The sequence below is a fragment of the Enterobacter cloacae complex sp. 677-3DZ2D5B genome (genome assembly GCF_004136695.1).
GTDB lineage: Bacteria > Pseudomonadota > Gammaproteobacteria > Enterobacterales > Enterobacteriaceae > Enterobacter > Enterobacter hormaechei_C.
The window spans coordinates 57659-83707 of record NZ_QFLS01000022.1 but is presented as its reverse complement, the minus strand read 5'-3'; the positions used below and the strand labels follow the sequence as shown (position 1 = coordinate 83707).

The 26049-nt window shown below is 51.9% G+C and carries 24 protein-coding genes; all 24 read right to left on the bottom strand.

The window, feature by feature from the left end; genetic code table 11:
* Positions 1-36 precede the first annotated feature (36 nt).
* Positions 37-762 carry a hypothetical protein gene (locus tag DD597_RS23530; protein ID WP_129256633.1) on the bottom strand — a complete coding sequence of 242 codons (726 nt, stop codon included), beginning with the start codon at positions 760-762 and terminating at the stop codon, positions 37-39.
* Between the two features lie 169 nt (positions 763-931).
* Positions 932-1354, bottom strand: coding sequence for a hypothetical protein (locus DD597_RS23525; protein ID WP_129256632.1), 423 nt, complete (start codon positions 1352-1354; stop codon positions 932-934).
* Positions 1347-2096 carry a hypothetical protein gene (locus DD597_RS24985; protein WP_181014322.1) on the bottom strand — a complete coding sequence of 250 codons (750 nt, stop codon included), beginning with the start codon at positions 2094-2096 and terminating at the stop codon, positions 1347-1349. Before DD597_RS24985 ends, DD597_RS23525 begins: the two co-directional genes overlap by 8 nt.
* A gap of 51 nt (positions 2097-2147) precedes the next feature.
* Positions 2148-2501 (bottom strand): hypothetical protein, encoded by a 354-nt coding sequence (locus DD597_RS23515; RefSeq protein ID WP_165298168.1) that lies wholly within the window; start codon positions 2499-2501, stop codon positions 2148-2150.
* A gap of 5 nt (positions 2502-2506) precedes the next feature.
* Positions 2507-3172, bottom strand: coding sequence for an AAA family ATPase (locus DD597_RS23510; RefSeq protein ID WP_129256630.1), 666 nt, complete (start codon positions 3170-3172; stop codon positions 2507-2509).
* A 195-nt stretch (positions 3173-3367) separates the two neighbouring features.
* Entirely contained in the window at positions 3368-4117 is a 750-nt protein-coding gene (locus DD597_RS23505) for a hypothetical protein (RefSeq protein ID WP_129256629.1), read from the bottom strand.
* Positions 4102-4485: a hypothetical protein gene (locus DD597_RS23500; RefSeq protein ID WP_058662226.1), complete on the bottom strand. Its 384-nt coding sequence runs from the start codon at positions 4483-4485 to the stop codon at positions 4102-4104. Before DD597_RS23500 ends, DD597_RS23505 begins: the two co-directional genes overlap by 16 nt.
* Positions 4486-4875: 390 nt before the next feature.
* Complete coding sequence (locus tag DD597_RS24920) at positions 4876-5127, bottom strand: hypothetical protein (RefSeq protein ID WP_040110303.1); 252 nt, start codon at positions 5125-5127, stop codon at positions 4876-4878.
* Between the two features lies 1 nt (position 5128).
* Positions 5129-5821, bottom strand: a complete 693-nt coding sequence (locus DD597_RS23490; RefSeq protein ID WP_129256627.1) for a hypothetical protein — start codon at positions 5819-5821, stop codon at positions 5129-5131.
* Positions 5822-5834: 13 nt separating this feature from the next.
* Entirely contained in the window at positions 5835-6158 is a 324-nt protein-coding gene (locus tag DD597_RS23485) for a hypothetical protein (RefSeq protein WP_000064173.1), read from the bottom strand.
* A 74-nt stretch (positions 6159-6232) separates the two neighbouring features.
* Positions 6233-7021: a receptor-recognizing protein gene (locus DD597_RS23480; RefSeq protein WP_046340563.1), complete on the bottom strand. Its 789-nt coding sequence runs from the start codon at positions 7019-7021 to the stop codon at positions 6233-6235.
* Between the two features lie 64 nt (positions 7022-7085).
* Entirely contained in the window at positions 7086-11354 is a 4269-nt protein-coding gene (locus DD597_RS23475; RefSeq protein ID WP_129256626.1) for a tail fiber domain-containing protein, read from the bottom strand.
* Positions 11355-11417: 63 nt separating this feature from the next.
* Positions 11418-16106: a phage tail protein gene (locus tag DD597_RS23470; RefSeq protein ID WP_255571357.1), complete on the bottom strand. Its 4689-nt coding sequence runs from the start codon at positions 16104-16106 to the stop codon at positions 11418-11420.
* Between the two features lie 21 nt (positions 16107-16127).
* Positions 16128-16715 carry a tail assembly protein gene (locus DD597_RS23465; protein WP_023316017.1) on the bottom strand — a complete coding sequence of 196 codons (588 nt, stop codon included), beginning with the start codon at positions 16713-16715 and terminating at the stop codon, positions 16128-16130.
* Positions 16703-17500 (bottom strand): C40 family peptidase, encoded by a 798-nt coding sequence (locus tag DD597_RS23460; protein WP_023316016.1) that lies wholly within the window; start codon positions 17498-17500, stop codon positions 16703-16705. Before DD597_RS23460 ends, DD597_RS23465 begins: the two co-directional genes overlap by 13 nt.
* Positions 17493-18191: a phage minor tail protein L gene (locus DD597_RS23455; protein WP_016051624.1), complete on the bottom strand. Its 699-nt coding sequence runs from the start codon at positions 18189-18191 to the stop codon at positions 17493-17495. The genes DD597_RS23460 and DD597_RS23455 overlap by 8 nt, the downstream gene beginning before the upstream one ends.
* Before the next feature lie 89 nt (positions 18192-18280).
* Entirely contained in the window at positions 18281-18616 is a 336-nt protein-coding gene (locus tag DD597_RS23450) for a phage tail protein (protein WP_000440566.1), read from the bottom strand.
* 41 nt (positions 18617-18657) lie between these two features.
* Positions 18658-23238 (bottom strand): tape measure protein, encoded by a 4581-nt coding sequence (locus DD597_RS23445; RefSeq protein ID WP_129256625.1) that lies wholly within the window; start codon positions 23236-23238, stop codon positions 18658-18660.
* A 7-nt stretch (positions 23239-23245) separates the two neighbouring features.
* On the bottom strand, positions 23246-23470 hold the full coding sequence (locus DD597_RS23440) for a hypothetical protein (RefSeq protein WP_000952684.1): 225 nt from the start codon (positions 23468-23470) through the stop codon (positions 23246-23248).
* 125 nt (positions 23471-23595) lie between these two features.
* The gene (locus tag DD597_RS23435; protein WP_000163862.1) at positions 23596-23913 is read right to left on the bottom strand and encodes a hypothetical protein; all 318 of its coding nucleotides are present in this window, start codon (positions 23911-23913) and stop codon (positions 23596-23598) included.
* A 59-nt stretch (positions 23914-23972) separates the two neighbouring features.
* Complete coding sequence (locus tag DD597_RS23430; protein WP_058652467.1) at positions 23973-24719, bottom strand: Ig-like domain-containing protein; 747 nt, start codon at positions 24717-24719, stop codon at positions 23973-23975.
* 74 nt (positions 24720-24793) lie between these two features.
* Complete coding sequence (locus DD597_RS23425) at positions 24794-25177, bottom strand: minor capsid protein (protein ID WP_000469441.1); 384 nt, start codon at positions 25175-25177, stop codon at positions 24794-24796.
* Between the two features lies 1 nt (position 25178).
* Positions 25179-25652, bottom strand: coding sequence for a hypothetical protein (locus DD597_RS23420; protein ID WP_040110308.1), 474 nt, complete (start codon positions 25650-25652; stop codon positions 25179-25181).
* Positions 25643-25987: a hypothetical protein gene (locus DD597_RS23415; RefSeq protein ID WP_040110309.1), complete on the bottom strand. Its 345-nt coding sequence runs from the start codon at positions 25985-25987 to the stop codon at positions 25643-25645. The genes DD597_RS23420 and DD597_RS23415 overlap by 10 nt, the downstream gene beginning before the upstream one ends.
* Between the last annotated feature and the right edge of the window lie 62 nt (positions 25988-26049).

Genomic DNA, 26049 nt, shown 5'->3' with positions numbered 1-26049 from the left:
ATTTGTTTTCTAATACTAAAAAAGCCAAATAGGGGATCAACAGAATCGCCGTGCTTCTTCCAGTTCTTCCGGGAAGTGCGTGTAAACCACACGCTCAGGCACGATTTCCATCAACCAGACAGCGGAGAAGATGATGCGGACGCGCTTGTCTCGGGTAATGCCACGCAGACGCTCCAGAACCCACTCAAAATAGCGTTCTTGAATCGGGTCGTGCTGCATGTCTCCCAGATGCTTAAAACTCACCAGCGAGTCATCCAGACGGGTTACAGCGCGTTTGGCTAACTTCTCTTCGAATATCTCGATCAGCTCGGGCTGCCAGAGATGCTGGGGACGAGGTAATTTGTCCCACAGACGGCGTGCAGCTGCGGAAAGAACGGTAGAAATGAAGTAGTCATAAGAGCAGCAGTACTGGTCGGCAAACTGGCGTGCTTTCCAGAGAGACGTTTTGTTGGCCGTCGACAGCTCCTGATACGGCACACGTTTCAAACCGGTAGTGAATTGGGCCGTCTCATAGTGTTCGCGGCCATGCGACAGCATAATGTATGAGTACTGGCGCTTGTATGCCTCAGTGAAGAGGCATGTGGCCATAAGCGGGTGCATGTCGCGGTAATCAAACCACTTTGTCTCGAACAGCTCCGCCTCATCCTTGCAGCGTGACAGCCCAATATTCTCGGCCACCCACTTGTCCATGACTGTGGTGTCCCACTCGGTCATGAAGTCGTACTGGTCGTTGTTAATAATGTTAAAGAAGATCTGGCTCATGTGCCTCGCATGATAGGTAGCTACTTACTTACCACAATGGGCGAATCATAGCGACTGGAGACTGTTTTTGGAAGTAGAATCGGAAGGGAATGTGTCTGGGAGTTCAAAGCCTGCGTCTGTATATCTAATTAGCTAATTAATATTTAATATACAGACGCAGGCAATTAATTTAATCAGTTGTCTTTTTCTCGGTTATTTCTTGTGAGGCCATATCTAATCTCTTTTGGCCTATAGCAGCAATTTCCTTTTGAAGTATTTCAGCGATCATCATATTTTTTTGTAGATCGGATAAGTGCGGCTGTTTCATAACAACACCGATCATGCTATTTATTTCTTCATCAACAGCTGTGCCTTGGAAAGCGTCAATAATTGTTCTTGTGTGAACAATCAAAAGACCGATAACGAAACATGCAGTGTAATGTACACGATCTACTTCAAAAAGACTTTGAGCTATCGCCAGCCTAAATGAGTAAACTAAAACAAAAATAATGAACCCCACCAGCATTCCGAATACAGTTCTTAAGGGCTGCTTGAGGAAAAGTAGATCAAGGCACTGATTTAATCGTTTAGTGATGGCGTCAGCGTCAAACATTCTGCCATCCTTTTTCAAATAAGTTGTCTGATTTTTTTGTTGTGTCCTTTGGATTTAATATACGTCGTGGGTTGCCGTCATTATCATCTGAGTCGAATTTATCGGAATTTTCTCTGATAAATTTAAGCAACTGAATCGCTTCATATGCACTTGTGCCAAAATATCCTTTAGAGACACGAAAGGTAAGCAGTTGATCTTTTAACTCGATTAGAAAGATAATGATACAACCTATAACCAAAGACCAAGCTGGTAGATTCAAAGTTGCAACCATCACTAAGTTTATAATTATAAAAAAAGCAGATAATGCCTTAGCTTTAAATAATTTATTCTTTTCATGCAATAAAAACAAATTCACTACAGTTTCTTTTTTATTTACCTGCTCACTGACTTTTCTTTCATGAATTATAACTTCAACCTGTTCTCCTGCCTCACTTATCTTCATGAAAACATCATGTCGCAGAATTTCATCATCAAGGTTATCTTCCAACTCTCTGGCAATATGTTGAGCGATTTTTTCTCTGATTTTGTCATCAACTTTCCCCTTGCTAGAGGCGAGCTTTTTCTTGTATAAATCAATGATAATTTCTTCGCGCTTTAATCTTTCTTTTTTTTCATTGAGTTCACTGATTTTTTCTTTAATATCTTTTCTCCTTAAACCCACAGAGAAATAGTCATTTAATATTCCCAGTATAAACATCATGGTCTTGAGGATGTTTTTGAAAGCAAATGCAAATGAATGCATAATTACCATTCCTATTTAAATAAAAAAACATGGCTGCTTCAGCCCACATTATTAGTTTTTTTTCATCAACTCGCGCTTGATTTCGTCAGTGCGCATCGTGACATCAGCAGCGGTGATCGCCTCATTCAGTTTCACAATGTCCTCGATTTCCTGCGGCGACTTCTCTGCCAGATGGTAAATGGCTGCACGAATCACGTCAGAACGGGTGAACTTCTCAAAGCGAGGGATGAATTTCATCATCTCCAGCAGATCGAAGTATTCGTCCTCCAGCGACATGGTACGGCTCTTTATTTTCTCTTTCCCACGAGTCGGGCGGCCCTGTGGTCTGACTGGTTGGCGCAATGGCGTGCTGTTTTTGGCCGGAGCATCCGGTTCTTTGCGCTTAGCAAGGTCTCCCATCTTCATGGACATTACTCTTCCTCCAGACTCAAGATATAATCAACAAACTGTTCAAACTCGGCTTCTGCTTTCTTGTCGCGTTCGGCGCCAGTCATTTCAAAGATAGAACGACCAGCCTCTTCTGCATCATCGTAGACGTTACGGTTGTACAAATTGACCGGTGCAGCTTCGATACCAAACGTCTCAACGATTTCTTTGGCGGCCAGAATACGCGACACCTGGGAAGGTAGTGACGGGCACTGGTTGATAACGGCACGTATTTTCACCTTCTCGTTCACATTGCGTACATTGTCGATAATCGGGTCGATGTCGCGCAGCGATTTCAGGTCACGGCGTTTAGGGCGCAGCGGTATGACGATAACATCAGCCATCAGCATAGCTTGTCGCTGGATTTCGGAGTCGAAGCCCCCTGCGTCTACAACCACATAATCGAAGCGCCCCTGAAGCGATTTGAGATGCTTAACGACGTCTTCCTGAACGTAAGCGAAAGGAATGAGATCGAGATCTTCATTCTGTCGACGGTCTTCGCACCAGCTGGTAGTGGTGCGCTGGATGTCGATGTCGGTAACTTGGGTTTTCTTTTTCTTTTTAACTTTCAGGCAAACCGCTATTTGCTGGGCAACGGTCGATTTACCCGGGCCACCCTTCGTGCCGCCAACCACAATGATCCTAGTCATTGAATAGTTCCCTTTGCGTGAATTATTGTCGCATGAAACAACTTGTTTTCTTATATGCGATATAGCCTAAATGCCTACGGCTGCGGTGTAAAGGTGAAATGGTAGGTATTATCGAGATAGAGAGGATCTTGAGATTAAGAATGAGAAGAGGTAAACAACTTTTGGCGAGAAGGCGGCACACAACCGCCAGACTGTTTATTTAATGTATAGGCCGACGGGTGCTCTTGAGCAACGAGAGATGATTAGAACAATGAACTTCTGTACATTGACCTGAACTTTGTTAGGCAGCCATGAACTGAGTTCGGGATCGAGCAGTAACCCACGATTCCAAGGTAAAAAACCCGTGTTCTTGCCCATGCCGTATTCACCTAGCACGTCCTCGAACGTTTCTGTTTTGGCATTGTATATACGCACATCGCCGGTACGCATGAGAGGGCCAGCCCAGATCTTAGCGCCAGGAATGGTTTGTTTATCGTCGCAGACCAAATGCTCGTACCAATGAAGAAGGAAAAGATAGGTACGGTGACACAATCCTCGCTGACGAAGCGCTCTGACGGTTTCGACCCCTGCTACCTGGTAACATTCGATCTGATTGCCGTCTTCAACAAAACTATATTCACGCAGAGCTATCCTGCCTGCGATCGTGTTTTTGCTTTCGTCCAGAAGTCCGGACTGGAGCGCCTCTTTAATGATCTCTTCTTCAGGGGCATCTTCATCAGCTCGATCTAAGATAAATTCACTCAGGTCGCTCTGGTCGTGCGCACCTACTCGCTCCATAGAGACATACAGACAAATGTCATCTTCTGGCTCGATGATTTCAATTTCTGAGATTTTATAGAGGGAGGCTTCGTTGATGAGAAAGCCAAAACGAGCAACACGAGTCTCCCCTTGATGAGGAAACTCGCTTAGATCTTTTGAATATGCGGTATCTAGTGTAGGAGCCATCTTGTAGCAGAGTCATCAGCCTTAACCGTACTGACAATGCTACCATGATTACGCAAGAAGCGGCGAATAGAATGTTCAATAACCTCCGAAAAAGCCTCGATAAAACGAGACAGCTCAGGGTACTGTTTGGCTGGCTTCACTACAAAACGAACACGACCATTCAGGTAAATTGCTTCAGCCAACGGTTTCACGCTTGCACCGGCGCGCTCGACATCGTCTTTGAAGGTAACGATGAAGCGTGAGTCTTCAGGTTCAATAGCGTCGTTATTGAGCTTACGTACTTCGAGCTTGTGCTGATGCAGCACATGAGTTTCGATAATACTCGTGCAATCGCGAATAGTTTGTATAGAACGTTTCTCGTTCAGCATGTGTCCACCTTAGCCGTTAACACAAGTGTCATTGCGGCACCCCTTCCGGGGTTAAAGGCTACGAGTATGCGTAGCTTGTATGTGTCCCACTTACGTGGATGCCTATTAAATCTACATCAAATTGCTAAATGGTTCAACATGAGGTTGCGTTAAGAAGCGTGTATACGGGTGAAGATGCCATCTTTAGGATATAAGGTAAATTGGAGGCGCCACATAATTTCTGACGCCCATAAATCACCAACTCAGCTCCGGTGCTCCCACTTACACAACCTTTCACCTATCGTATTGTGGATAAGCAGCTGCCGCTCTGTTTCCTCGGTCATAAAATCCTCTCTACTCACATAGATAGGATTTGCGACATCGCAGAATTGTACACCCACGGTCTGTGTCTTAATCACGCAGCCACTTATCATGCAGCTCGCGATGAACAGCAGAAGCATCTTTCCGCCGCACTTCATTAAGTATCTCATTTTTGACGTCCACTGTGCTTTGAAGTCTTTTCCTGTCCTCCTGCCTTGCCTTCTCTTCGATTGCTTGTCGGGCCGCACGACCTCCCATCGTATAAGCACCGACAAGCACGAAAAGAACGGCAGCCAGAGTCATCAGAGCAAACTTCAGCTTTGAAAATAGGCTGCCGGTCATATCAGACCATCCCGTTCTGGTGTTTTCGCACCTGTGACCAGGCGATAAAGCCGGCCACCACAATGGTCGCGATACCGAAGATGATCCGAACCGTATCACCACTGGTGATGTGTCCCTGCGCCTTGTCCATTGCCGCAGAGACCTGTGGCATGACGTCGGCCAGCTGTGCCAGACCAATTCCCGCCGTAACGGTCGCACCGGCAGTCTCTTTGGTTACAGGAACAGCCTTCACGGTTTTCACCGGCTTAACGACACCAGCGCGACGCAGACCTTCCTCAATAACTTCTGCCGCATACCAGGTATTCGGCGTTTTGAGCGGGCCACGGCCATTTTCATGACGGACAATTGCCTCCACCAGTGGACGCAGAGTGTCGTAGTCGTGCAGATCGATAATCATGTCAGGGGTGACGCCAACGGCTTTAGAGACCTCGTTCACGTAAGCTACGGTGTTGTTTTCATGCGGAGGCGCCCAGCGTTCGATGACTTCGCGGATCGTATCGATGCTGGAGCCATCCTTCGCGCGGCGCTTGTCGTGGTAGGTAATGAGCGTTACTGCCAGCGCTCGAATGCCCCATACGGGATCTTTGAACGTGCAGAAACGCGGTTCGGCAGGGTTGTCAATTAACCCCTGCCACGGCGAACCTTTGTCGAGGTTGCCAGGGTTGTTATTACGAATGCCTCTCGGAGTTTTCATCCTTGATCTCCTGTTATTGCAGTCCATTCTTCACGCCATAAGCGGCCAGACCCAGCAGCAGCGCGGTAATCAGGAACGACGTTATCTTTGAGATAATGCCGCCAAAGAACCCGCTGGAGATGGCGTCTAGCCGATTAAGTAGTTTGTCCAGGTTGGAGTGCTGAATGCTGTGTTGCGAAGGCGTCATATCGCCAAAGTAGGTTTTGAGCTGGTCGTTGACCTCCTGGCCAATTTCCTCACGTAACTCCTTACCTAATTTGCCGACAACTTCACGCGCAACGATAGCGGCAATGCGCTCTACCTGCTCTGGCGTTACGCCTGCCATCTCGTTCGACATTATTTCCTCCATGAATCGTCAAATCGGGATGGCTGTTTTATACCACAAATCACCCTTACATTGTAGGTAAGTACTTACACACGAGCACCATAAATTGCACCGACTTTAGTCCATGTAGGCGCGTTCCCCGTGACAGCCTTACCCGCCGCGCCCCCTCCGTACATTGTCCCCAATCGTCCAGTAGCAGCCGCACCAGCAGCCCCCACATTACCTCCACTACCGCATGTGTATTGGACAGCGGTAGTGCCGATTAAATATTGAGCGCCAATACCGGCAGCGGTTAAAGTGCCAGAAGTTGCCGCACGCGAACCTGAAGCTGGCGGCCTTGTAGTGTTTGCAACACCAAACGGGCGACCGCCACCACCCATACCACCATCGGCTGAGTTACCGCCACCACCGCCACCGCCACCGGCAATAGCGCCGTTATTGGTTATTCTTAAACGAGTCCCAATCCCGTTGTTAATAGCAGTGCCACCGGCAGCACCGCCACCTTTAACGCCACCATTACCCCCACGACCATAGACAGTTACACCTGCGTTGATTACCAGGCTGATATAAGAGTTGGTAAGCGAACTCGGGAAATCTAAACATGGCACGCCGCTGCTGGACGACACCAGATCCCCTGTAATGGTAACAACGACTGGCGTCGCCCCCTGGGATTTTAAATAGTTGATCAGTGTGTCTTTGTTGTAGTTATGATTCGCACCGATACTGTAATGAATTTCCTTAGAACGACCTGCTAACTGAGACATATTCCCAGCAGCAGACAATTGCACCGCAGTTCGAGCCGCGCTCATCCATCTCTGGCCGGTAACACTAACAGCCGAAGACCCAATCCAACCGGGAACACCGACAATTGGCACACCTAATCTCCTTATTCGATGTGAAAATAGATGATTGGTGGGGAAGCCCCACCAATCGCCTTGATTACATTCTCGCCTTCAGTTCACGCACTTCCTCGCGCAGCTCCTTGACGGCCTCAACCAGCATACCGATAACGCCGTTGTAGTTCAGACGCAGACGAGGCTCTCCGGACTGATCGTTATGGTCAACCGTTACCAGTTCAGGCTGAACATTCTGGACGTCCTGAGCGATGAGACCACCAGACTGCTCATAACGGCCACAAACCTGAATCTCGTACAGAACACCTTCGATCCGATCCAGCTTGTCCAGCGCACGCTCAATTCGTCTAATATTGCGTTTGCTACGACGGTCAGAACGAATGTACACATCATTAAAGCTTCCATTACCGCCACAAACCCAAGTACCATCATTCTGGAGGTATGCCTGGGCATCCGTGCCGTTTGCGGTACGTGAGTTGTTGATCATGTAAAAACCAAACTGACTGTTTCCCAAGCCGCCAACGAAGAATTTGCGGTCCGCATGGTCTTGTCTCAACAATGCTTGTGCAGAGCTTGTGCTTACAGCGTTCCTCCCGAAGATTACGTTCTGGTTACGCATATCGATCCATGAGCCAGAACTGCTGTTGATGGAAAAACGGTTGGCGTAGACCCACGCACTTGACGTGATATCCCCCGATACACTCAAAGGCTTAAGGCTTTGCAGCGTGCCATTAACGAACCGAAAAACATGAGCACTATTGGCGTAAACATCCAGAATGCCGTCTCCGTTCTGTTTAAAGCCGGTGTCATTGTCACCCAGAACAATGGAATTACCGCCAAGACCATTGACCACACCCAGCCCAAGACCACCGTTAATGACAGCACCATTACCCATTGTTACTCTGCCATTAGTGAGATCTAAATAAAATGGACGAAGTGAACCTATAGCACCATTTTCCCCCTGGTCTTTTGCTGTCGGGATAAGGTAAAAATTATTTTCAGAACGGCGAAAAATCATTCCGTATGCCGCATCGTAAATGCGCAACCCATCCGTAGCGCGAATCTTAAGCGGCCCGGACATTGTACCGCCGCTGTTTTTCATAAATAGCGCATCAATCCAGCCTGTAAATCCCGACTTATTGATGTATAAATTTCCGTCATTTGCCAGAATACCTCCACCTGGCGTCTTGAGAGGCTGACTGACATTTTGCAGCGTCAGCACACCAGTCATTGTTCCGCCAGATAGTGGCAACGCTCCAATTTCCGTGGGTGTCGGCTTTATCAAAGTACTGTAGAGATTGTGAACCTGAGCAATCGTCGCCCCTTCAGGCTGAGCCGCCGAATATGCTGGCGCACTATGAATTCTTACACCGGCATTGCTGGTGTAGTCCCACTGAATATTCAGTGTTGTTGCGTAGTTAGGCAGGTTGACGTAAATATCGTAGGAGTCACCTGACGTATTAATCCACGCAGCTCCGTTAATCCCCTGCGTTGAACGACGCCAGACTACAGCCGTTATCCCTTTAGGCGAGTTGTTCCCCGCACGCAGAACCAGCTCACTGATTGTCGCCTGATCAAAGGTTCCGGTGTTGTAACCAGCCCCTCCAATCATACGAATCATCACCACACAGGTACTTTGCGGCATGGTTACAGTAGCAATTTTGAACCAACCAGCCCCGCCGTTAAATGAAAGCGTAGTAGTGGACATTGCGCCGACATCTCGGGCTGAAGGCTTGTGTGCTGTGGTGTAAACCTGTGCCCAACCAGACCAGTTCGCTCCCACTGTATCACGGCGAGAACGAATATAAACCGGCGCATGAGCGCCATCTGACCCACTCCAGCCAACAAGCAGCTCGCCCTCACCACTTGCTTGTGCGCCTTTCATATGCAGGATGTTGCCGTAGCTTGTCGGATAGCCATTGTTATAGGCTTCGTACATCTGAATGCCTGGCATTGCGCCCTGAACATTCCCCTCCAGTGCGCTAATGCGCCCACGAGACACCAGTGTCGGGATGGTAATGTTGGCAGAGCCATCGAACGTTACACTGTTAATTGTCCGTGGCGTTTGCAGTTTGGTTGCAGTGGCGGCATTACCAGTGGTGTTCTGATTACCCTGAATATTTACACCAGGCAGATTGATATCGGTAGAGCCATCAAAACTAACACCACCAATATGGCGAGCGGTTTGAAGTACGGTCGCAGTGCTGGCATTACCCACCAGCGAACCGGTAATGGAGCCATCCTGATCAGAAATGACGCGATGGTAGACAGTCCCTTCTACAGCGTCTTCAGGCAGCGTATCCACAACCTCAAGTACTTCCAGAGTTTCGACCACAGCACCGGCAGATTGCAGGTTGACGACCAGCTTCTGAGAGCCAGCACCGGCTTTGAGGTAAATGTCGTAATTATCGTCAGTCGTGTTAACGGTAGCTACAGTCAACACAGCCGAATCCATAGTGCGATAAGCGACCGCATTCAACGATTTCGGATCGCCTGCAGCAGTTCGCAGCACAATATCGGCCATTGCAGCAAGCCCTGGCTGCCCGGCTTCGTACCCTGCCCCGCCGATCACTTCGATGTATACGGTGCTGGTCGACTGTGGCATACGTGCCGTGGACACTTTCACCCACTTCGGCGCATCGGTAGCCATGTCCATTTCAGCCGAAGTCCCTTTCCATTTCACACTGGCAACACTGGCCTGGGCGTTCTGGGCGTACTCATAAGCCTTCGTTTCTGATTCTTTGGCATTCAGTTCAGAAGTTTTCGCCCCGGCAGCCGCATCGGTCGCCTCAGTTGCTTTCGTGGATGCCAGAGCAGCAGAGTCAGAGGCTTCTTTGGCTTTAGCTTCAGCCACTGCCATCGCTTCGGTCGCAGTCGTTGCGGAAGCAGCAGCCTCACCTGCGGATTTGGCAGCAGCTGTTGCAGATCCTTCAGCGGCGGTCTCAGCAGACTTCGCGTTGGTTTCAGAGGTTTTGGCGGCTGCGGCAGATGCCTCAGAAGCTGTCGCCTGTTCACTGGCAACGTTGGCCTTCTCTGTTGCAGTTGTGGCCGAATCGGCAGCCGCGGTAGCGGATTTGCTCGCAGCATCAGCACTGCCAGCTGCGGCAGCGGCACTTTCCACTGCGTGGGCTTCTGAGTTCTGGGCAGCCGCTTTTGATGCTTCGGCAGCCGTTGCGCTCTCCGATGCAGCTGTCTCGGACGCCTTTGCATTGGTCTCCGAAGTTTTTGCCTTCTGTTCGCTGGACGCAGCAGCATTTTTACTCGCTAAAGCGGCGTCAGCAGACTCACCTGCAGCGGTGGCGCTTTCGGAAGCGGCGTTCGCGCTGGATGCGGCAGCTGACTCGCTGGCAGCAGCAGCCTTCTGTGATGCGTCGGCGTTGGTTTCTGACGTTTTGGCAGCCGCAGCACTTGCCGCCGACTCACCGGCGCTCGAAGCAGCATGGGTTTCTGATTCCTTAGCCGCATTTTTTGAGGCCAGCGCATCAGCTGCACTGCCAGCGGCGGCCTGCTCTGAGGCAGAGGCATTGGTTTCAGAGGTTTTGGCAGCAGCAGCAGAGTCAGACGCAGCAGACGCTGAAGCAGAGGCTTCGGACGCGCTGGTCGCAGCCTGAGTTTCAGATGCTTTCGCCGCATCTTTGGATGCCGCGGCACTCGTGGCTGATTCTCCCGCTTCAGTCGCTTTGGTAGACGCTGTCGCGGCAGACGCAGCAGCTTCTACCTTGAAGCTCTCAGCATTGGTTTCAGACGTTTTGGCAGCGGAAGCGCTTGCACCGGCAGCGTTTTCTGATGCAGCAGCTGCGGCAGCACTCTGGCTTGCTTCGGTGGCTTTGGTAGACGCTGTATTGGCGCTTTCCGCAGCGGCCGCGGCACTGGCAGCAGCTTCCCTGGCCTTGTCGCCAGCGGCATTGATAACGTCGGCGTTATCCGTATACCATTTCTGGTTTGCGTTATGCTCATCGACGATTTGGGTGAGCGATTTAACCGTTACCTCAGTACCATCCTCGCGTTCGAGTGTCACTTCATCAATGGCAGTTAACCAGCTTCTCATTGTCTTCGAGTCGGCTGACATTCGGGTCATCAATGCTGTAAAGCGGGCGCTGAACTGGGTCAGATCGCCTTCATAGGTAGTGATGATCCGGCATGGGACCTCATTCTGGGTCTCACCAGTGTACTGCTCCATGAGTGTCAAGCGGGTGTCATTTAGCACGCGCTTAATTTCGTACAGCCTGTTATCGGGTCCGATGACAATCATACCCGGCAATACACCATTGGCTGTGACGTTCCAAAACGTACCAGTGCCCTCAAGTGTGTCACTTCCCTTTGTAAATGTGATAGTACCTTCCCTGTACCACATATTCGCTCCTTGAAAGTGCGGGCATTCCCGCCCACATAAGTAAGTACATACCTACAATTGTAATTAATGAATTGTCACCGAACCAGAAATTTTATATAGCATTAGAATTCCGGTGAACTGGAGATATCCTCTATCGCCCCTGTTTGGAAACTGAACTGTCAGATTTTGGGTCGCGCCATACGACGAAGCCGGTATCCTTAATAACAAGTTATTCCATTTTTTTGTAGAATCGCCACTTGAACCATCGTTTCCTGTGTCATATTGGAAAACGATCGACTCATCACATCTAATTGTGACGTTCTGTCGCCAAAGGGTATGCGCAGCAGTTGTCCCTAAAAATAAAAAAACTCTTTCGAAAGGTGCACCATGTATGGTTGCAATTGGGTAACGCGTACCCGAGCTAGTGCCAGTTGTATTTCCCCAAACCTTATCGGTCAAATTGGATGATGCTGTAATAATGTCTCCATAGATGTTTTCAGCGAATAGCTTTTTAACAGTACATGTCTCATCAATTACGACATTACTCATCCTTCCCGTTGTTGCAATAATCTCCCCTCTGGCTTTGATGTTCTGAAATTCAGAAGAGCCATTTTTGTTTATATTCCATCCTCTGACACCGCTTTGAAAGTCGTTAGACTGAATGAACTGCCCTATTTTTGCATTATCGATAGTGCCATTTTGTATCCAAGCTCCGCTCATATATGCCACACCGTTTTCAATGACGAAAGGCGTTGTAACCTTTCCATTCACTGAGTTCACCAATCCAAAACGGTCGGCTTGAACAAGGAATTGAGACAGACCAGTGCTGTCGATCCCCAACGCAATGCCGGCAACATACTTCTGCCCACCGCTTGTCGATGTCTCCATCTTAAGCGTCCAGGCTGTAGAGACTTTTTTATTGGTGTCCGCAATAGCTGTCGCCTGTTGTTTAATCGTTGCAGAGTTACCGTCAACAGAGGCTTTTAGCGTATCGATACGTGATCCCAACGCCCCATCAGCATTTGCCCTGGCGTTCGCCTCGGACGTAACTGCTGCATTAATATCCTTGCCAGTCTGGGCTTTCAGGCTTGTGATCTGCCCGGCCAGCGCCGAATCGGCATCGGTACGAGCTTTAGTCTCAGTAGCAACCGCTGCTTTGATGTCCTGCGCAGTCTGGGCCTTTAACGTGCTGATCTGAGTTGCCAGTGCGCTATCTGCGTCAGTACGCGCTTTCGTTTCACTGGCAACTGCCGCCTTAATATCCTCACCCGTCTGGGCCTTGAGGCTGGTAATCTGTTTGGATAATGCCTCATCCCCCGAAGCTCGGGCGATCTGCTCTTCGGTAAGAGCCGCACTAATGTCACCTTCTACCTTCGCCTGCAGTGACGTAATCTGCCTGGACAGGGATTCATCCGCAGTGGCTCTGGCCTCCTGCTCAGAAACAATGGCCGCAGAAATATCATCATTGATCTGGGCTTCCAACTTGGTGATTTGTGTTGCGATCGCCTTATCAGCCTCTACGCGAGCCGTTGTCTCTTCCAGAATCGATGCCCGGATGTCCTCACCAATTTCTGCGCGGATCTCTTCCACTTTTGAGGCCATTGCAGACATATCGTCGGCAAACGTCTTCTGAGTGGTGGCGATCTTCGCGTTATTGACCATTTGTTTGTGCTGGTCTTCATCCTGACGCAGAGCGAGGTCAATATTGGTTTTGGCCAGAGCCTCGATATTGGTCGATACTTCCGCGCTGGCGCGTTCGACTTCGGCAACGGTCTTTTTCATCTCTTCGACGGCGGCAACGCTGTCATCGACGGAGGATTTCATTGCCTCAATCTGTTTGGCATTTGCCTTATCGCCTTCGACACGGGCTTCACGCTCTTCAGCAATCAGCGCGGAAGCATTGTCGAGCGCAGCGTGTGCCGCTTCCACAGCACCTGCAACGGCTTTGCCCTGCTCGGAAACGGTCTCCTGCAACTCAACCAGAGCCGCATTAGAGTCCTCAACCTGTTGCAGCGCGTCGTTGACCTTGTCCAGCGTGCCAGAGACTTCATTTTTGAGGTCGTTCTGGGCCTGTTCAAGCCGACCGCTGGTGTCTTCCAGTTTGCTGTCCAGATCGGTAACGGACTGATCAAGCTCTTTCAGGCTTTCTTCCATCTGTTTGTTGATGGCGTCGACCGCATCCTGAGAGGCTTTAGAGTCGATTTCCTCCAGCAGCTCCTGTCCCAGCTCGGAAGAGGTGATCTTCCCGGTAAGGAATGAGAGGACGTCTCGCGTCATCGCTTCCGTACCCAGATTGGAGTTCGGCGGGCTTAACATGCCACGCTTGTTCACCGCGCGAACCCAATAGTACCAGGTCTCGCTATCCCCAAGACCGGCATGGGTGAACGTGGTGCTGGCAGCCTCTGCAATCAACTTTGCCGTTTCCAGATCGTTGGTCTGGGAGGCGTACACGTTGATGTGATCGAGGTCGATTGAGTCCGGGTTGACCCAATTCAGAATCACGTTGCGGTAGTCACCCACGGCCGTCAGAGAGGTAGGAGAGCCTGGCGGCGTCATCGTACCTTTCACCTGATAAACGGTGCTGATGATATCCGTCTTCTTGCCGCTGAACGAAACCGCATAGAGCTGAATGTCGTACTGACCATTCTCGGCAATATTGAGGATCTCGAACTGCTCTTCGGTAACGCGTGCGGACTGCCAGTTAGAGACGTTGTTCTCATCGGAACGACGCCAGCTGATCCAATATTCCGCAGACTTACCTTCCCAGGTGGCAACGAGCTTGATTGAGAGGTTGCCCGGACTGGAGATATACGTCCCTTCCGTCACCAGCAGGTTGGTCGGCTTCGAATAAGTCGGGTCGAGAACGGTGTTGTTCTCGGGGAGCAGCGTCGCGCCGTTGTCGATGGCTTCGTACTTCGATGCGTTATTCTGGACAACGGTAACGTCAAACGTCCCCTGAGCCTCGCCCTGGGCAACGTTGATAACACGCACGCGCATTGGTTCCAGATCTGGCTCGGTAATCGTCCAGACGCCATTCATAACCGGCATATCACCAGAATTGAGCGCTTTGGAGAAGGTCACTTTGGTAATGTCTTCCCCGGTCTCAAGAATATCGCGCTCAACGATTTCTCCTTCCTGATTCAAGATCCGGATGTAGCTACCAGCCTTATTCAGCGTAACCGGTGCGTCGAGAGTGATGCTGTTCTTTGTGAACGCCACAATGCGGCCAGAGTTGCGTTTACCAGCACGGTATTTGTTCTGAATCAGCACCGTTTCGCCCGGCATCAGGAAGGAAGCATCCAGCCCTGCCGTAAAGCTGATAACGTCGGACTCCATGCGTGCGGTATACAGCAGCCACAGACCGACACGATGCGCCTGGCCACGGCTGGTACAGCCAAACGCAACCACTTCGGTTTTGCGCTCGCCATAACGACGCATCGCCTCCTGGTCTTCGACGTACTCGATGTTCTGCTTGTAGCCGTCTTCCTTGTTGTTGTAGGTCACAAGAGCCACTGACGGACGGTCTTTACGCGCAGATCCCTTGTAACTGAACATGCCATCTTTGACGTTCGCGTTGGTGAACATCATGACCGGATCTGACGGACTATCCTGCATGACGTTAACCATGCCGCCAGCCCAGAAGACCATTCCGCGGAAGGCGCCAGCGATATCCTGAATCAGTCGGTACGCGTCCTGACGGCTGGTGATCTGGGTGTTGATAGCGAAGCGCTTCTCTTTGCCACCGAAACCATCGTCAATCTCTTCGTCGCAGTAGCGCCCAATCTGGTAGATCTGCCCGAGATCAATCATGGACTCAGAAACGTACTGCCCCAGGCCATAACGAGCGTTGGTAAGCAGGTCGAAGAGAATCCAGGCAGGGTTGGAAGATGACAACAGCTTGAATGTGCCATCCCATACGCCGATATAGGTGTTTGTGTGTTCGTCGTAGTTGGACGGGACGCGGATCTTCAGACCACGCACCAGATACGAACGAGACGGCATCGAGCTGCCGAACTGCTCTGAGTTGACCTTGAGGCCGACCAGCGCGGAGTTCGGGTAGTTCATCGGCGTATCAACAATCTCACCGATAGAGTCCACCCACGTATCGTTAAAGATGTACTGAGTGTTGCTGTCATCGGTCAGACGAAGCACGCGAACCTTGTAGGCACGACCTGGCTTGGGCAGTTTTAGCTCATAGCTGCGGTAGTAGACGCCCGTCTTTTTTGCCGTCAGCGTAATTTCGGAAGTGCTCTCCCCTTCTGCGATGGCGTCCTTGAAGGCATTATCGCCATTGGCAATCTGGAATTTGTACTTCACGGTCGTACCGTTGGTATCACCGGTCTTTTTGTCAATGCTACGCAGAGACGGGAACTTCAGAATGACGCGGACACGGTCTGCCTCATCGTTATCGATGGCAATCGTAACGTCGTGCATTCTTTTCAGCTGGATGTTGACTGACTTCGGCGTTTCAACGAAATCGAACCCGGACATCGGCGTCTGGTCTTGTGAACCATCGCGGAAGTCCCACGTGATACCGCTAAAGTTTGGAGACCCGTCTTCGTTAAGGATTGGCAGATCATCAACGAAGATCGACTTTGCGCCATCCACCAGCCCGCCAATGACACCCTCCCCGAGCAGGTCGAGGATGGACGCCATAGCACGCGAGTTTACGGTATCGTCGGCTTCAACCGGCGTGCGGCTGGAGCCACTGCTTTTCTTACCGCCAGCACCTGCAATCAGGAGAGGCAGTCTCTTCTTCTTGAACTGTTCCATGTTCAAAAATTTCCCTTCTTACTAAAGCTGGTCGATGGTGATCGAAGAACTCACAACCTGTGAGCCGACCAGAATTTCCTCGCCATAAATGAGCTGAACCGGGTTGCCCTGGTTAGTGGTGTTTTGTGGCCCGTCGAAATAAAACGAGTTCGAGTTATCTGCCTGCCTTACGCTGTCATTGGTCGCCTGGGGCGAAATTAGCTGCGAAATACCGCCCATCATTAGCGACAAGCCGAGCGGGGCCAGCGCTGGGAACCAGAATGAGGCAACCATGACGAGTGCCCCTACGACTGTCTGGAACCAACCAAAAGCCTTACCGCCACTACCGCGAGGAACCGGTGTGATGCGGATCTTCGCGATGTTGTCGGACTGCCCCATCATTTGAAACTCGCTCTCATCAACCGACCACTTGTGCCCCTGCTTATTGGTGATCTGGATGTGGTAACTGTCGTAGGTCTTCATGTTGCGCTTCATCCATGCTTTTAAGCCCGGACGATTGGCTTCGACCAAATCCAACGCCTGTTTGGTGTTGCGCACTTTTAAATGCCAGTGGCGGCCGAAATGTCTGGCCATCGGGCCACCAAGTTGCACATGAACTAACTCAGACACGTTTCATCTCCCTTGAGTAAGTCTCTGTGACGCAGGTGGTGCGTCGTGTGTTTCTGGTACATGCCACCGTAATAAGCGCGACAGCTCAGACGGTCGATCTGGTGGTGCAGGATCATTCCGTCTCCGATGTACACCGCGCAGTGGTCAGGCATCTTTCCGTACTGAATGAAGAAGACGTCACCACGCTGGGGTTCCGTCCCCGGCGCCAGACGAACAAGCCCTTCATTGCGGTAGTTCTGATCGAGAATGTCGGTATCGCCCGTGTACCACGATGGAATATGCAGGTGCGGGTTTGGATTCAACTCGACGTTGAACTCACGCTTCAGGTAGTCGCGGCACAGCATCCAGCAGTCGAAGACACCAAACACATAGGGCCGCCCCAGATAAGGCATCTCAAAGCCGTCTGGGGTGATCACATTCATCTCACTGAAGTGAAATGGCGCATCGCCCTCGACATTCTTCCTAACAGCCAGAATCAGCCACGGAACTTCCGTTGCCTCGCATCCGGCGCGGTCGGCGTATGACGCTTCAGCTGATTCGTCAGTGTGGGAATGCCAGATGGCAACCACGTATCCCGCATCTTCCGCTGCGATAATGTCGTCAGCGTGCATAACAAACGTGTTTTCCGGGTTTTCCGACACGTTCCGGGCTTCCATGAAGCGATATTTCTCGCCAGTGGTACGCACCAGAAAGCCACACGCTTCGTTCGGGTAGCGTTTGATGGCTGTCAGATAGATTTCCTGCATAACGTCCGAACCAAGCTCAGGGAAAGCTCTATTACCCATAACGCGTTGCTCCAATGAACCCGCCAAAGTGGATTACGCCATTGGCAAAGTAGTTACGGCGTGCGTTGCATGAGTCGTAGCGTTTCGTGCAGTAATCCGCGCCTGACATGGTGGTTTGCTGGTTGTTTTTGTCGAAATAGGGGCCGGTGTAGCCGCACTCTGGACCGCGGTATTTCCACGGGCAGGTGTTTTTGATGATCTGGCGGTACGGCAGTTGCACGCCCATCAGATCGAACACACTCGACAGCTCAAACTCGACAACCTCATGGGTTTCGAGAGTCTTCTGTTCGATGAACCACATCTCATCCGGGAAGTGCTGATTTGGATCTGCGGTTGGATTCCCGTCTTTGAAGTTGGCCGCGTCGAGAAAACGCGCCAGCGTCATCTTGCGGATGATGCGGCAGCCCACCAGATCGTCGTTTGCCTGAACTTCAGCGGAGACAGTTCCGGCAAAGTTGGAGACCTGGATTTTTGGACGCGGCAAAGTACCCTGACCAGTCTTATCAAAGCCTGACGCCTTGATTGGCCACGGTTCGTAAGACACGCCTTGCCAAACGACTGGCTCCATCAGTTCGTTTGTACCAGCGTGGAAAAACAGCTTGCCCCCAGAGGTGGTGTTCGACATATCAAGTTCGAACAGCTCAATGAGCGCGGAGGGCGACAAGCTCTGAATATCAGCTTTAATACCCATCGTTTCTTCCTTGAAATAAAGAGACGCCAACATCCTGTCAGCGCCTATAGATAATAGTAAATAAGTGCTTACTTATCTAGTGGGTTAAATTATCCTTCATAAATTTGTCGGAAGGTCGCAGTGAGAACGAGATAGCCCTGGTAACGCTTCACAGTATGGCTGTCGCACACCACAACCATCTTTTTGCCACGAGGATTCGTCCAGTAGAACGACTCAACGGCCGCGCGTGCCGTCAGAAAGTCATCGACGGCATTAATAACGTCGTAAGAGCGCGTAAATGTCAGGCTCCACTCTTCTTTAATGCGATTGAGACCTTTGGCCTGGCGCTGTTCGTAATCGTCACCGAAATTCAGCACCGTCACGTTAGGCTTCACGGTCTTTTCCGACTCGTAGTCGGGATACCAGTTAAAAGTCAGTCTTTCCATCTCACATCCTTGTGAGACTGCCCCTTCCGGGGCAGCCGTGGTTAGTTACGTTGAGAGTTAGGGTTGAGCGAACCGCCTGGCCGCTTCTCCTGAGCGATGGTTTCAAGCGCGATCGCCTTCATGCGCTGCGCTGCCTGACTCCATGCGCCTTCGGAATTGCTGTTCTCCGAGACACTGCCGTCGCTGTTGACGTTGATCTCAATGCTGACAGGTGAGAAAACGCCACCGCCGCCTTTAACACCCTCTGCGTTGAGCGTGACCGGGATGGAACGCCCATCCGGAAGCGGAACGTAGGCTTCGTTCATATCCCCTTCACCAAACAGCGCCAGCTGTGGAGAGTCAGCGATGCCACCTTTCTGGTACGCACGCAGCGGAACCACGCCGTCTTTCCCGAAAATGCCGCCTTTGGCGAACTTCGGAATTGCCGGGATGCCGCCAGTACCATCAGATGCCGATCCGGTGAGATTGTTGAACCCGGAGTTAGAGCCGGATGAACCCGATCCGATGTTGTCGAAGCCGCCACCAGCCCAGGCAGACACCAGCCCGGAGGCAATGGTAGCGCCGAAGCTCAACCACTTATTGCCAGAGCCGGACATGTTTGCGCCCAGCATGGCAAACGCGGCAGAAAGCGCCCCCGTGACAGAGCTAAGGTTCTGCATGGAGAAGATGGATGTCTTCACCGCTTTGGTTTCCGCGTCTTTGGCTTCAGTACTGGTGAACAGTCCATTCACCCAGCTGCCGATCGCGTTGGTTGCAGAGCCAATCGCGCTGGTCGTCTGCTGAGTGGTCTGCCCCAGACCGGAGACCGAGCTGGAGGTCTCTTTCGTCGCCTCACCCACGCTCTTATCGCCGTTGACCGCATTCATCCGGACGCCTTGGTTGGCAACCGCTGACGCGACACCAGAAAGCAGATTGCCACTCTGAGAGCTGCCCGCTGCCGTCGTCCCCATCCCCAGCATGTTCATGAGAGGCAGGGTGATCTGCGTCTTCACAACCATGTTGGTGATGTCGCGGAGAATGGATTCTGCTAGGCTGGAGAAGTCCAATTTCCCCTTCATGACGAAGTCGGTCAGCGTATCCGTCATGTTGCTGAACAGGTTGCTCCAGCTGTTTTCCAGCTGATCGGCCAGATTCTCGTACTCAAGCGCCAGCTTCTGTGTCGCCGTACCCGTCTCTTTGATGAGCGCGGTGTTGCCTGCCGCCACCAGTTGGTTAATCTGCTTGGTGTAAAGCGCCACGATTTTCGGATCAGAAGCCTGGTCACGCAGATCCATCAACGCTTTCAGGTTACGGTTGTAGGTGTCGTTGAAATCGACCACCTTCTCTTCACGAGACGGCTTGTAACCCGCGCTGATGATGGAATCGGATTCCGGCGCCCAGGTGGAGATCATTTGCTCGACGTTGCGACGATTGAACATCTCGCGATAGTCGTCGCTCGCGTTAGCCAGGTCAGCCAGGCGTGACTTGGCTTTGTCGATCATCTCCTGAGTGATGAACTCATTCGGTACGGCGTTGGCCAGTTCGGTCAGCGATTTGGTGGTATCGCGGAGAGACTGATCAAACGACACGGTCGCTTTTGAGCTTTCACCCATCTGCCCCATAAGCTGATCGGCTTTATCTAGGGCTTTCTGGTAGCCGGCCGCCAGCTTACGCTGCGCATTTTCTTCCTTCCTCGCGGCACGCTGAGAAGCATTGGCAGTACGCTGCCCGGCTTTTTCCGCTGCTGCGGCATCCTGCTCACGCGCTTTGGTCAGTGCGGCAATCGCGGCAGCACGTTCCTCGTCGCTCATTTTCTCCAGAGAGCTGGCGCTGGAGGCTTTCTGCAGGTTCAACTGGGTTTTGAGCTGTTTCGGCCCGATGATCGGCTTGCCTTCGAAGTCCAGCATCGCCGTACCGTCTGGCAGTGTGCGCTGGTAGGTCGCGGAGTCCATCTGGTTCCGCATATACTGCGCCAGTGCTTTCTGAGCCGCTTTATCGGTCGTTCCCAGCCCCAGAACGGTTCCCTGGTTGGACATTACGCCCTTACCGGTTTTCGCCGCGCTATCACGCTCGAACTCCGCCTGAGTCAGCTCCTGAGCAACAGCTTCAAGATGCTCCTGATACCCACGGATGCTGCCTTGTAGCTTCTGAACCTGCTCGGTGTTCCCCTCTTTCTTCGCTTTCTCCAGCATGTCGCTGAAGTGGGCAATTTGCTTCTCGGTTGCGTTTTTGCGAGAAGACAGGTCGTCGACCAGCTTCTGCGCCGGTTCCAGATAGGACTTGTTCACCTTCTCGCGAAGCGGTGCGAGCAGCTTGTTCTTCTCGTCGTCCGAAAGCGATTTGTCGTCGTTGATTTTCTGGATCTTATCCAGAGCCTCCTGACGGGCTTTCACAAACGTCGCAGAGAAGACCTGGTTATCTGCCCGGATTTTCTCAATCTGGGATTCAGCAGCCTCTTTTGCCAGCCGTTTGGCCACCGCGCCATCACCCAGCGCCATCGTGCCTGTGGTTCTTTCGTACTCTTCCTGATTTTTCTTCAGGCGAGCCTCAACAACCTCTTTGGACTCCTTCACGGCGACAGGGCCAGCCGCTGTGGAGTAGTAGTTCACGCTTTCGCCGGTTTTAAGCGCCTGCTGGTCTCGCTGGATCTGCTTTTCAAGCTCGGCTGCACGCGCTGCCATCTGCGCACGCTTGGCCGCCGTCATCGCCTCCGGGATTTTGCGGATCTCATCCACGACTTTAGACGTTTCGCTGCGGAGCATGGTCATATACGTGATAAGACCGGCTACAGCCACGGTAGCTACGGTGAACGCTGCACCAATGGGGTTTGCTGCAATGAACGCAGTTAGCCCAGCAAACGCGCCCTGAAGCCCCGTAATCGCGCCACGGATAGCGAAGATCAGCGATGGGATTGGAGCCAGCCCCATACGGGCCGCACGATTAAAGCGGGTGACAGCTGTCGCGCCCAGATTGAACGGAGCCTGGAGAACGGTCGACATCTTGGTAAATGTGTTAACCATTTGCCCGGCAGTGCCAATCACGCCTGCAATCCCGGCACGCATCAGCTTGAACGCCACCATTGCAGCAACGACTTTGCCCAGGCTGATAACCAGTTCCTGGTTTTTAGCCAGCCACTGCGCCAGCTCGCGTAAGCCGTCGATCGCCGTGGAGAGTCCGGAACCCAGCGAGTTAGCGAACGAAATGCCCTCTGCGCTATTCATGATGGAGGCCAGCTCTTTCATCCCCTTTGAGAGAGAATCCAGATAGCCCGCCTGACCGACACGATCGGCAAACAGCGTAAAGGAGGTTTGCAATTGCGCCAGCGCACCAGTGTAGGTTTGCATCATGTCTTTGGCGGCGTTTTCGTTCTCCGCACGCAGACCAACGAACATCAGCGATAGCGCCTGTTTCGCTTCCACAGTACCGGTGGAGACTGCTTTGGTCAGTTCCCCCATAGTGATACCGGCAGCGTCTGCCATCGCCTTCATCGCGTTAGGAACAGCTTCACCTAATTGCTGACGCAGTTCTTCCATCGACACGACGCCCTTACCGGACATCTGCTGGACAGCCACGGCAGCACGTTTAAGCAGCTCGCTATCGCCGCCGAAGCGTGCAACGGAGTCCACCAGTGCTTTCAGCGATCCGTCAGTAGGATCGAGACCTGCCGAGCGGAATTTAACGAAGGAATCGGTCAGCGCCTGCATCGCAAACGGGGCGTTTTGCGCCATATCCACGATGTACTGCATATCCTCTGCGGCTGCTTTGCCAGGGTTGGCCTTGTCCTTGTTCAGCCCGCGCAACATGACGCGCATACGCTCCATTTCGGAGGCGGCTTCGATGATTGGCTTCTGCCAGCCAAACAGGATGTCAGTTACCGTTCTTGCTGCATCACCAATCTCGCCCAGCAGGAAAATATTGCCGCGCAGACCAGAGAACACGCCATTTTCAGCACCGCGCCCGCCGTGGCCATTTGTGCCGCCACGTCGACCGCCACCGCCATTACCACCGCCCTCACCGTAGCCGCTGGTGCGCACACGTACCGGCTTGCTGATCAGTTGCTGGCGGCCAATCACGGCATCCATCTGATCGCGGACTTTCTTCAGCCCCTCGGCAGCCTGGCTCGTTGTGACACCCCAATTACTGAGACGCTTCGTCGTGGTGTTAAGGCGCGTATTCATGCCACTCACGGAGGAAGAGGCTTCTTTTACCTCCGTACCGAAGCGGCTGGCGCTCTTGCCAGCGAACGTTGCCCAATCGGAAAACTCGTTGAGTTCAGACTGAACCTTGCGCAGCGATGTGGTGAGTTTATTAACGGATGAGGTGGTTGTGTCGACGCGCTCAATCAGGGTTTTGAGACCTGAGTTGAGGCTGGTAATGTTGCCTCGCGTCTTGCGCGAAACATCAGACACAAGCTCGAAGCCGGCAGCTACATCCTGTAGTTTGTCTGCCGTGGCATCGAGCTTGGACTCCAGAACGCCGATGATGCGGGATACCGAACCCAACGAGCGTTCCAGATTGTTAATTTTCTGAACGGGCTTTGTGGCCTGCTCCCCGAATCTGGTAAGTAGCTTACCCGCCCGGTCGATTGACGCTGTAAACTGCTTGTCTTCCAGCGACAGGATAAACTCTACGTTTTGTGACATTCCCTTGTCATCCTCTGCCAAAAATTTGCATCAGTTGCTCTTTGGCGTCAGGGTCTGCCTTATCCTTGCGTGGATCGTAGACTTTATCGGTTACGACTGGTCTTCCAATCCTGAGTTGCAAACCCTCCATGAACGCCTTCACGCCCTCGCCATCTGCCTGGGCAGCGCGAGCGACTTGCAGGTTGCGGACATCCTCTTCCGCGCGCAGACGGTCGATGTTGCGACTGAGCATCCAGAACATCGTTAGAGGGACGCCCAGCAGCTCTAATGGCGACACGGCGTAGTGAGCAACTACACGACTGAAATAGAATCCGAGATCTATCGATACGGTCTTTACCCCAGATTCATCGCGGGAAATTACTTTGCCCCTTCACCAGCCGCTTTTTCGTTCTCTTCATCAATCACTTCCATAGCGAAGGTGAAGATCTGCTGGAGCTGCGGAACAGTCAGTTTTTCCAGTACAGCGTCCGGCACGGATGGGATGACCTTGCGAACCAGGTCGGCGTAAGCAGTTACCTGCTCAACAGGCGACATGTTCTGGAGGTCTTTGCCTTCCATCTGCTTGATGGAGACAAACAGGCCAACAGTCATTTCAACGATGGGGTATTCCTGACCGCCGAACTTGATGCTTTTCTTCGGAGGCAGAATGGAGTCGAGATCGAGTAATTTGGTCATTGGTTAAAGTCCTTTAAAAGAGAGGCTCTTCCTGAGCCTCTGCTTAATTAACACCACGGTTAACTGGCAGCAGTCACCGTTACAGATTTGGTAGCCTTCTTGCCGCCGCTATTAGCAGTAAACGAAATGTTGACTGCGCCTTCTGCAACACCGCGAACCAATCCAGCCTGGTCTACGGTTGCTTTTAGTGGATCTTCCGATGCCCAGACACCGGTTTTGTCTGCAACATCATCTGGTTGCACTTGCGCCGAAAGTTGAACCGTAGCTCCTACTTTGCAGGTCGGTGAACCTGGATAGATGGTTACGGTTTTAACCGGCTTTGGGCCGCTCATTTTCCCCAGCACGCCGTCGTCATCCGGGTAAGCGGTGAACTGAACGGAGAACACGCGAACATCATCAGACTGGTAGGTCATGGTGAAGTTACCTGCGGTCGCAGCTTTCGGGATGGTCAGAACGTAGTCGGTGGTATCCTGCGGGGTCAGAACCAGCTCTTTGGCTACGTCGATCAGGTTGACGCCCTGTGCGGAAGTGATGGTCACAGCGTTATCTTCTTCGCTCAGGGTAGAACCCGGCATCAGATCGACCATATTCTGCAACACAGACTCGGCCAGCGGCGCAGTGATAGTGATGTTACGACCCTGCACCAGCTCGGAGATGGTGGTCTGCCCCAGCTGGTCTACGGTGACTTTCAGAGTTTCGGTCGCAACTTCAACCTGAACACCGCCTTTGGTGTAACCCAGATCAACGCCACCAAACGACACTTTGCAGGCGCCAAGTTTGATGTTTTTTACATGGGTATTGGACATTGTTGGAAAACTCCTTTTTCCGTTAAATCAGCACCTTCATGGTGCCAATGATAAGTATATACTTACTTATTTTATTAATTCAACAAATAGCCCGCAAATTCAATCGGGATACCCGCTTCAATCAACGAACCTTCGTTTTTGGGATAAGTAATCGGCATCGACATTGGCCGAACCAACCGGAAGTAAACGCCCTCTGACACGGTTTCTTCGACCGGGAACATGTCCATGATCTTATTGGCTTTCGCCACCGCCTTTGTGATCGTCGCATTACGCACGATGACGGTGAAAGAGTCGTGATAGAAGCCTTTTAACTCATGGTCAATTGTGATCCCCGTATTGGGAGTAACCAACAGAACACCGGACTTCACATTGGCTGGCATGTAGTGACAGAAAATGTCAGTGCCGACTGTACCGATCTTCGCCTTCTGCATCAGGCTCGCAAATGCTTCAATAAACACATCAACCTCTCGTAAAACCTGCTTTCCTTGCCGCTTCTGCTATCGTCTGAGTGAACTGCTTCTCACTGCTCTGCACGGCTCTCTCAAGGAACAAAGGCCCAACTCGTGGCTTCACACCAGCGACTGGCGGGTTGGTGACGCTCTTCATGCGGGAGAGATAGCCTAGACGATACTTGCCCAACTCCATGTACTCCGCATAATCACCAACCTCAACGCCCGGATGCCCTTCGCGTGGTTTGGCTCCAGATACCGATAACTCAATACGCAGCCCGGTATAGCCTTCTTTGACCACTCTCGCGAAGATCGCGCTTTCGAGTGAGCCGGTCTCCAGCGGGGCCATTGCCCGCGCCAGACGCTCAACCAGACGCGCCAGCTTCTCCATGTCACGGATGAGATAACGCTTAAAGGCTTTCTGGCTGTTATTGAGCCTGTCGCCAGCACGCTTAAACTGATGCGCGTCGTACTTCAGACCCATATGTTTGCCCCTACTTCCAGATGCCCTGGGCGCCCACGCAGTCCCCAGCGACGATGCACGCTGGATACCTTCAGCTTTTGCCCCTCCAGAATGAGAACGTCATCAAGCCGCACTGCGGCCTCAAGTGGGATCACCAGAACAGCATCGAACAATTCCAGATTCGCTTTACCGCGACTGCCGGAGCTGTCCGCACGTACCGATGACTTCTCGTTACTTTGCTCAAACTTAACGACGCCGACGTTCGTCTTCCTGACGAACTGCAATTGCGCTTCACCGTAGACGTTCTTCGAACCCAGACGGTAAATCGCTATCTCTGCTTGCCATGAAATGTTCATGCACTCTCCCTGTGGTTGGCAGCCGCACTCATTACCAGGCGAAGGCGCGATTGCTCGTCTTG

Coding starts and splice junctions, on each gene's coding strand:
- DD597_RS23530 (WP_129256633.1), bottom strand. CDS start 762: ATGAGCCAGATCTTCTTTAACATTATTAACAACGACCAGTACGACTTC.
- DD597_RS23525 (WP_129256632.1), bottom strand. CDS start 1,354: ATGTTTGACGCTGACGCCATCACTAAACGATTAAATCAGTGCCTTGAT.
- DD597_RS24985 (WP_181014322.1), bottom strand. CDS start 2,096: ATGCATTCATTTGCATTTGCTTTCAAAAACATCCTCAAGACCATGATG.
- DD597_RS23515 (WP_165298168.1), bottom strand. CDS start 2,501: ATGAAGATGGGAGACCTTGCTAAGCGCAAAGAACCGGATGCTCCGGCC.
- DD597_RS23510 (WP_129256630.1), bottom strand. CDS start 3,172: ATGACTAGGATCATTGTGGTTGGCGGCACGAAGGGTGGCCCGGGTAAA.
- DD597_RS23505 (WP_129256629.1), bottom strand. CDS start 4,117: ATGGCTCCTACACTAGATACCGCATATTCAAAAGATCTAAGCGAGTTT.
- DD597_RS23500 (WP_058662226.1), bottom strand. CDS start 4,485: ATGCTGAACGAGAAACGTTCTATACAAACTATTCGCGATTGCACGAGT.
- DD597_RS24920 (WP_040110303.1), bottom strand. CDS start 5,127: ATGACCGGCAGCCTATTTTCAAAGCTGAAGTTTGCTCTGATGACTCTG.
- DD597_RS23490 (WP_129256627.1), bottom strand. CDS start 5,821: ATGAAAACTCCGAGAGGCATTCGTAATAACAACCCTGGCAACCTCGAC.
- DD597_RS23485 (WP_000064173.1), bottom strand. CDS start 6,158: ATGTCGAACGAGATGGCAGGCGTAACGCCAGAGCAGGTAGAGCGCATT.
- DD597_RS23475 (WP_129256626.1), bottom strand. CDS start 11,354: ATGTGGTACAGGGAAGGTACTATCACATTTACAAAGGGAAGTGACACA.
- DD597_RS23470 (WP_255571357.1), bottom strand. CDS start 16,106: ATGGAACAGTTCAAGAAGAAGAGACTGCCTCTCCTGATTGCAGGTGCT.
- DD597_RS23460 (WP_023316016.1), bottom strand. CDS start 17,500: ATGGGTAATAGAGCTTTCCCTGAGCTTGGTTCGGACGTTATGCAGGAA.
- DD597_RS23455 (WP_016051624.1), bottom strand. CDS start 18,191: ATGGGTATTAAAGCTGATATTCAGAGCTTGTCGCCCTCCGCGCTCATT.
- DD597_RS23450 (WP_000440566.1), bottom strand. CDS start 18,616: ATGGAAAGACTGACTTTTAACTGGTATCCCGACTACGAGTCGGAAAAG.
- DD597_RS23445 (WP_129256625.1), bottom strand. CDS start 23,238: ATGTCACAAAACGTAGAGTTTATCCTGTCGCTGGAAGACAAGCAGTTT.
- DD597_RS23440 (WP_000952684.1), bottom strand. CDS start 23,470: ATGCTCAGTCGCAACATCGACCGTCTGCGCGCGGAAGAGGATGTCCGC.
- DD597_RS23435 (WP_000163862.1), bottom strand. CDS start 23,913: ATGACCAAATTACTCGATCTCGACTCCATTCTGCCTCCGAAGAAAAGC.
- DD597_RS23430 (WP_058652467.1), bottom strand. CDS start 24,719: ATGTCCAATACCCATGTAAAAAACATCAAACTTGGCGCCTGCAAAGTG.
- DD597_RS23420 (WP_040110308.1), bottom strand. CDS start 25,652: ATGGGTCTGAAGTACGACGCGCATCAGTTTAAGCGTGCTGGCGACAGG.
- DD597_RS23415 (WP_040110309.1), bottom strand. CDS start 25,987: ATGAACATTTCATGGCAAGCAGAGATAGCGATTTACCGTCTGGGTTCG.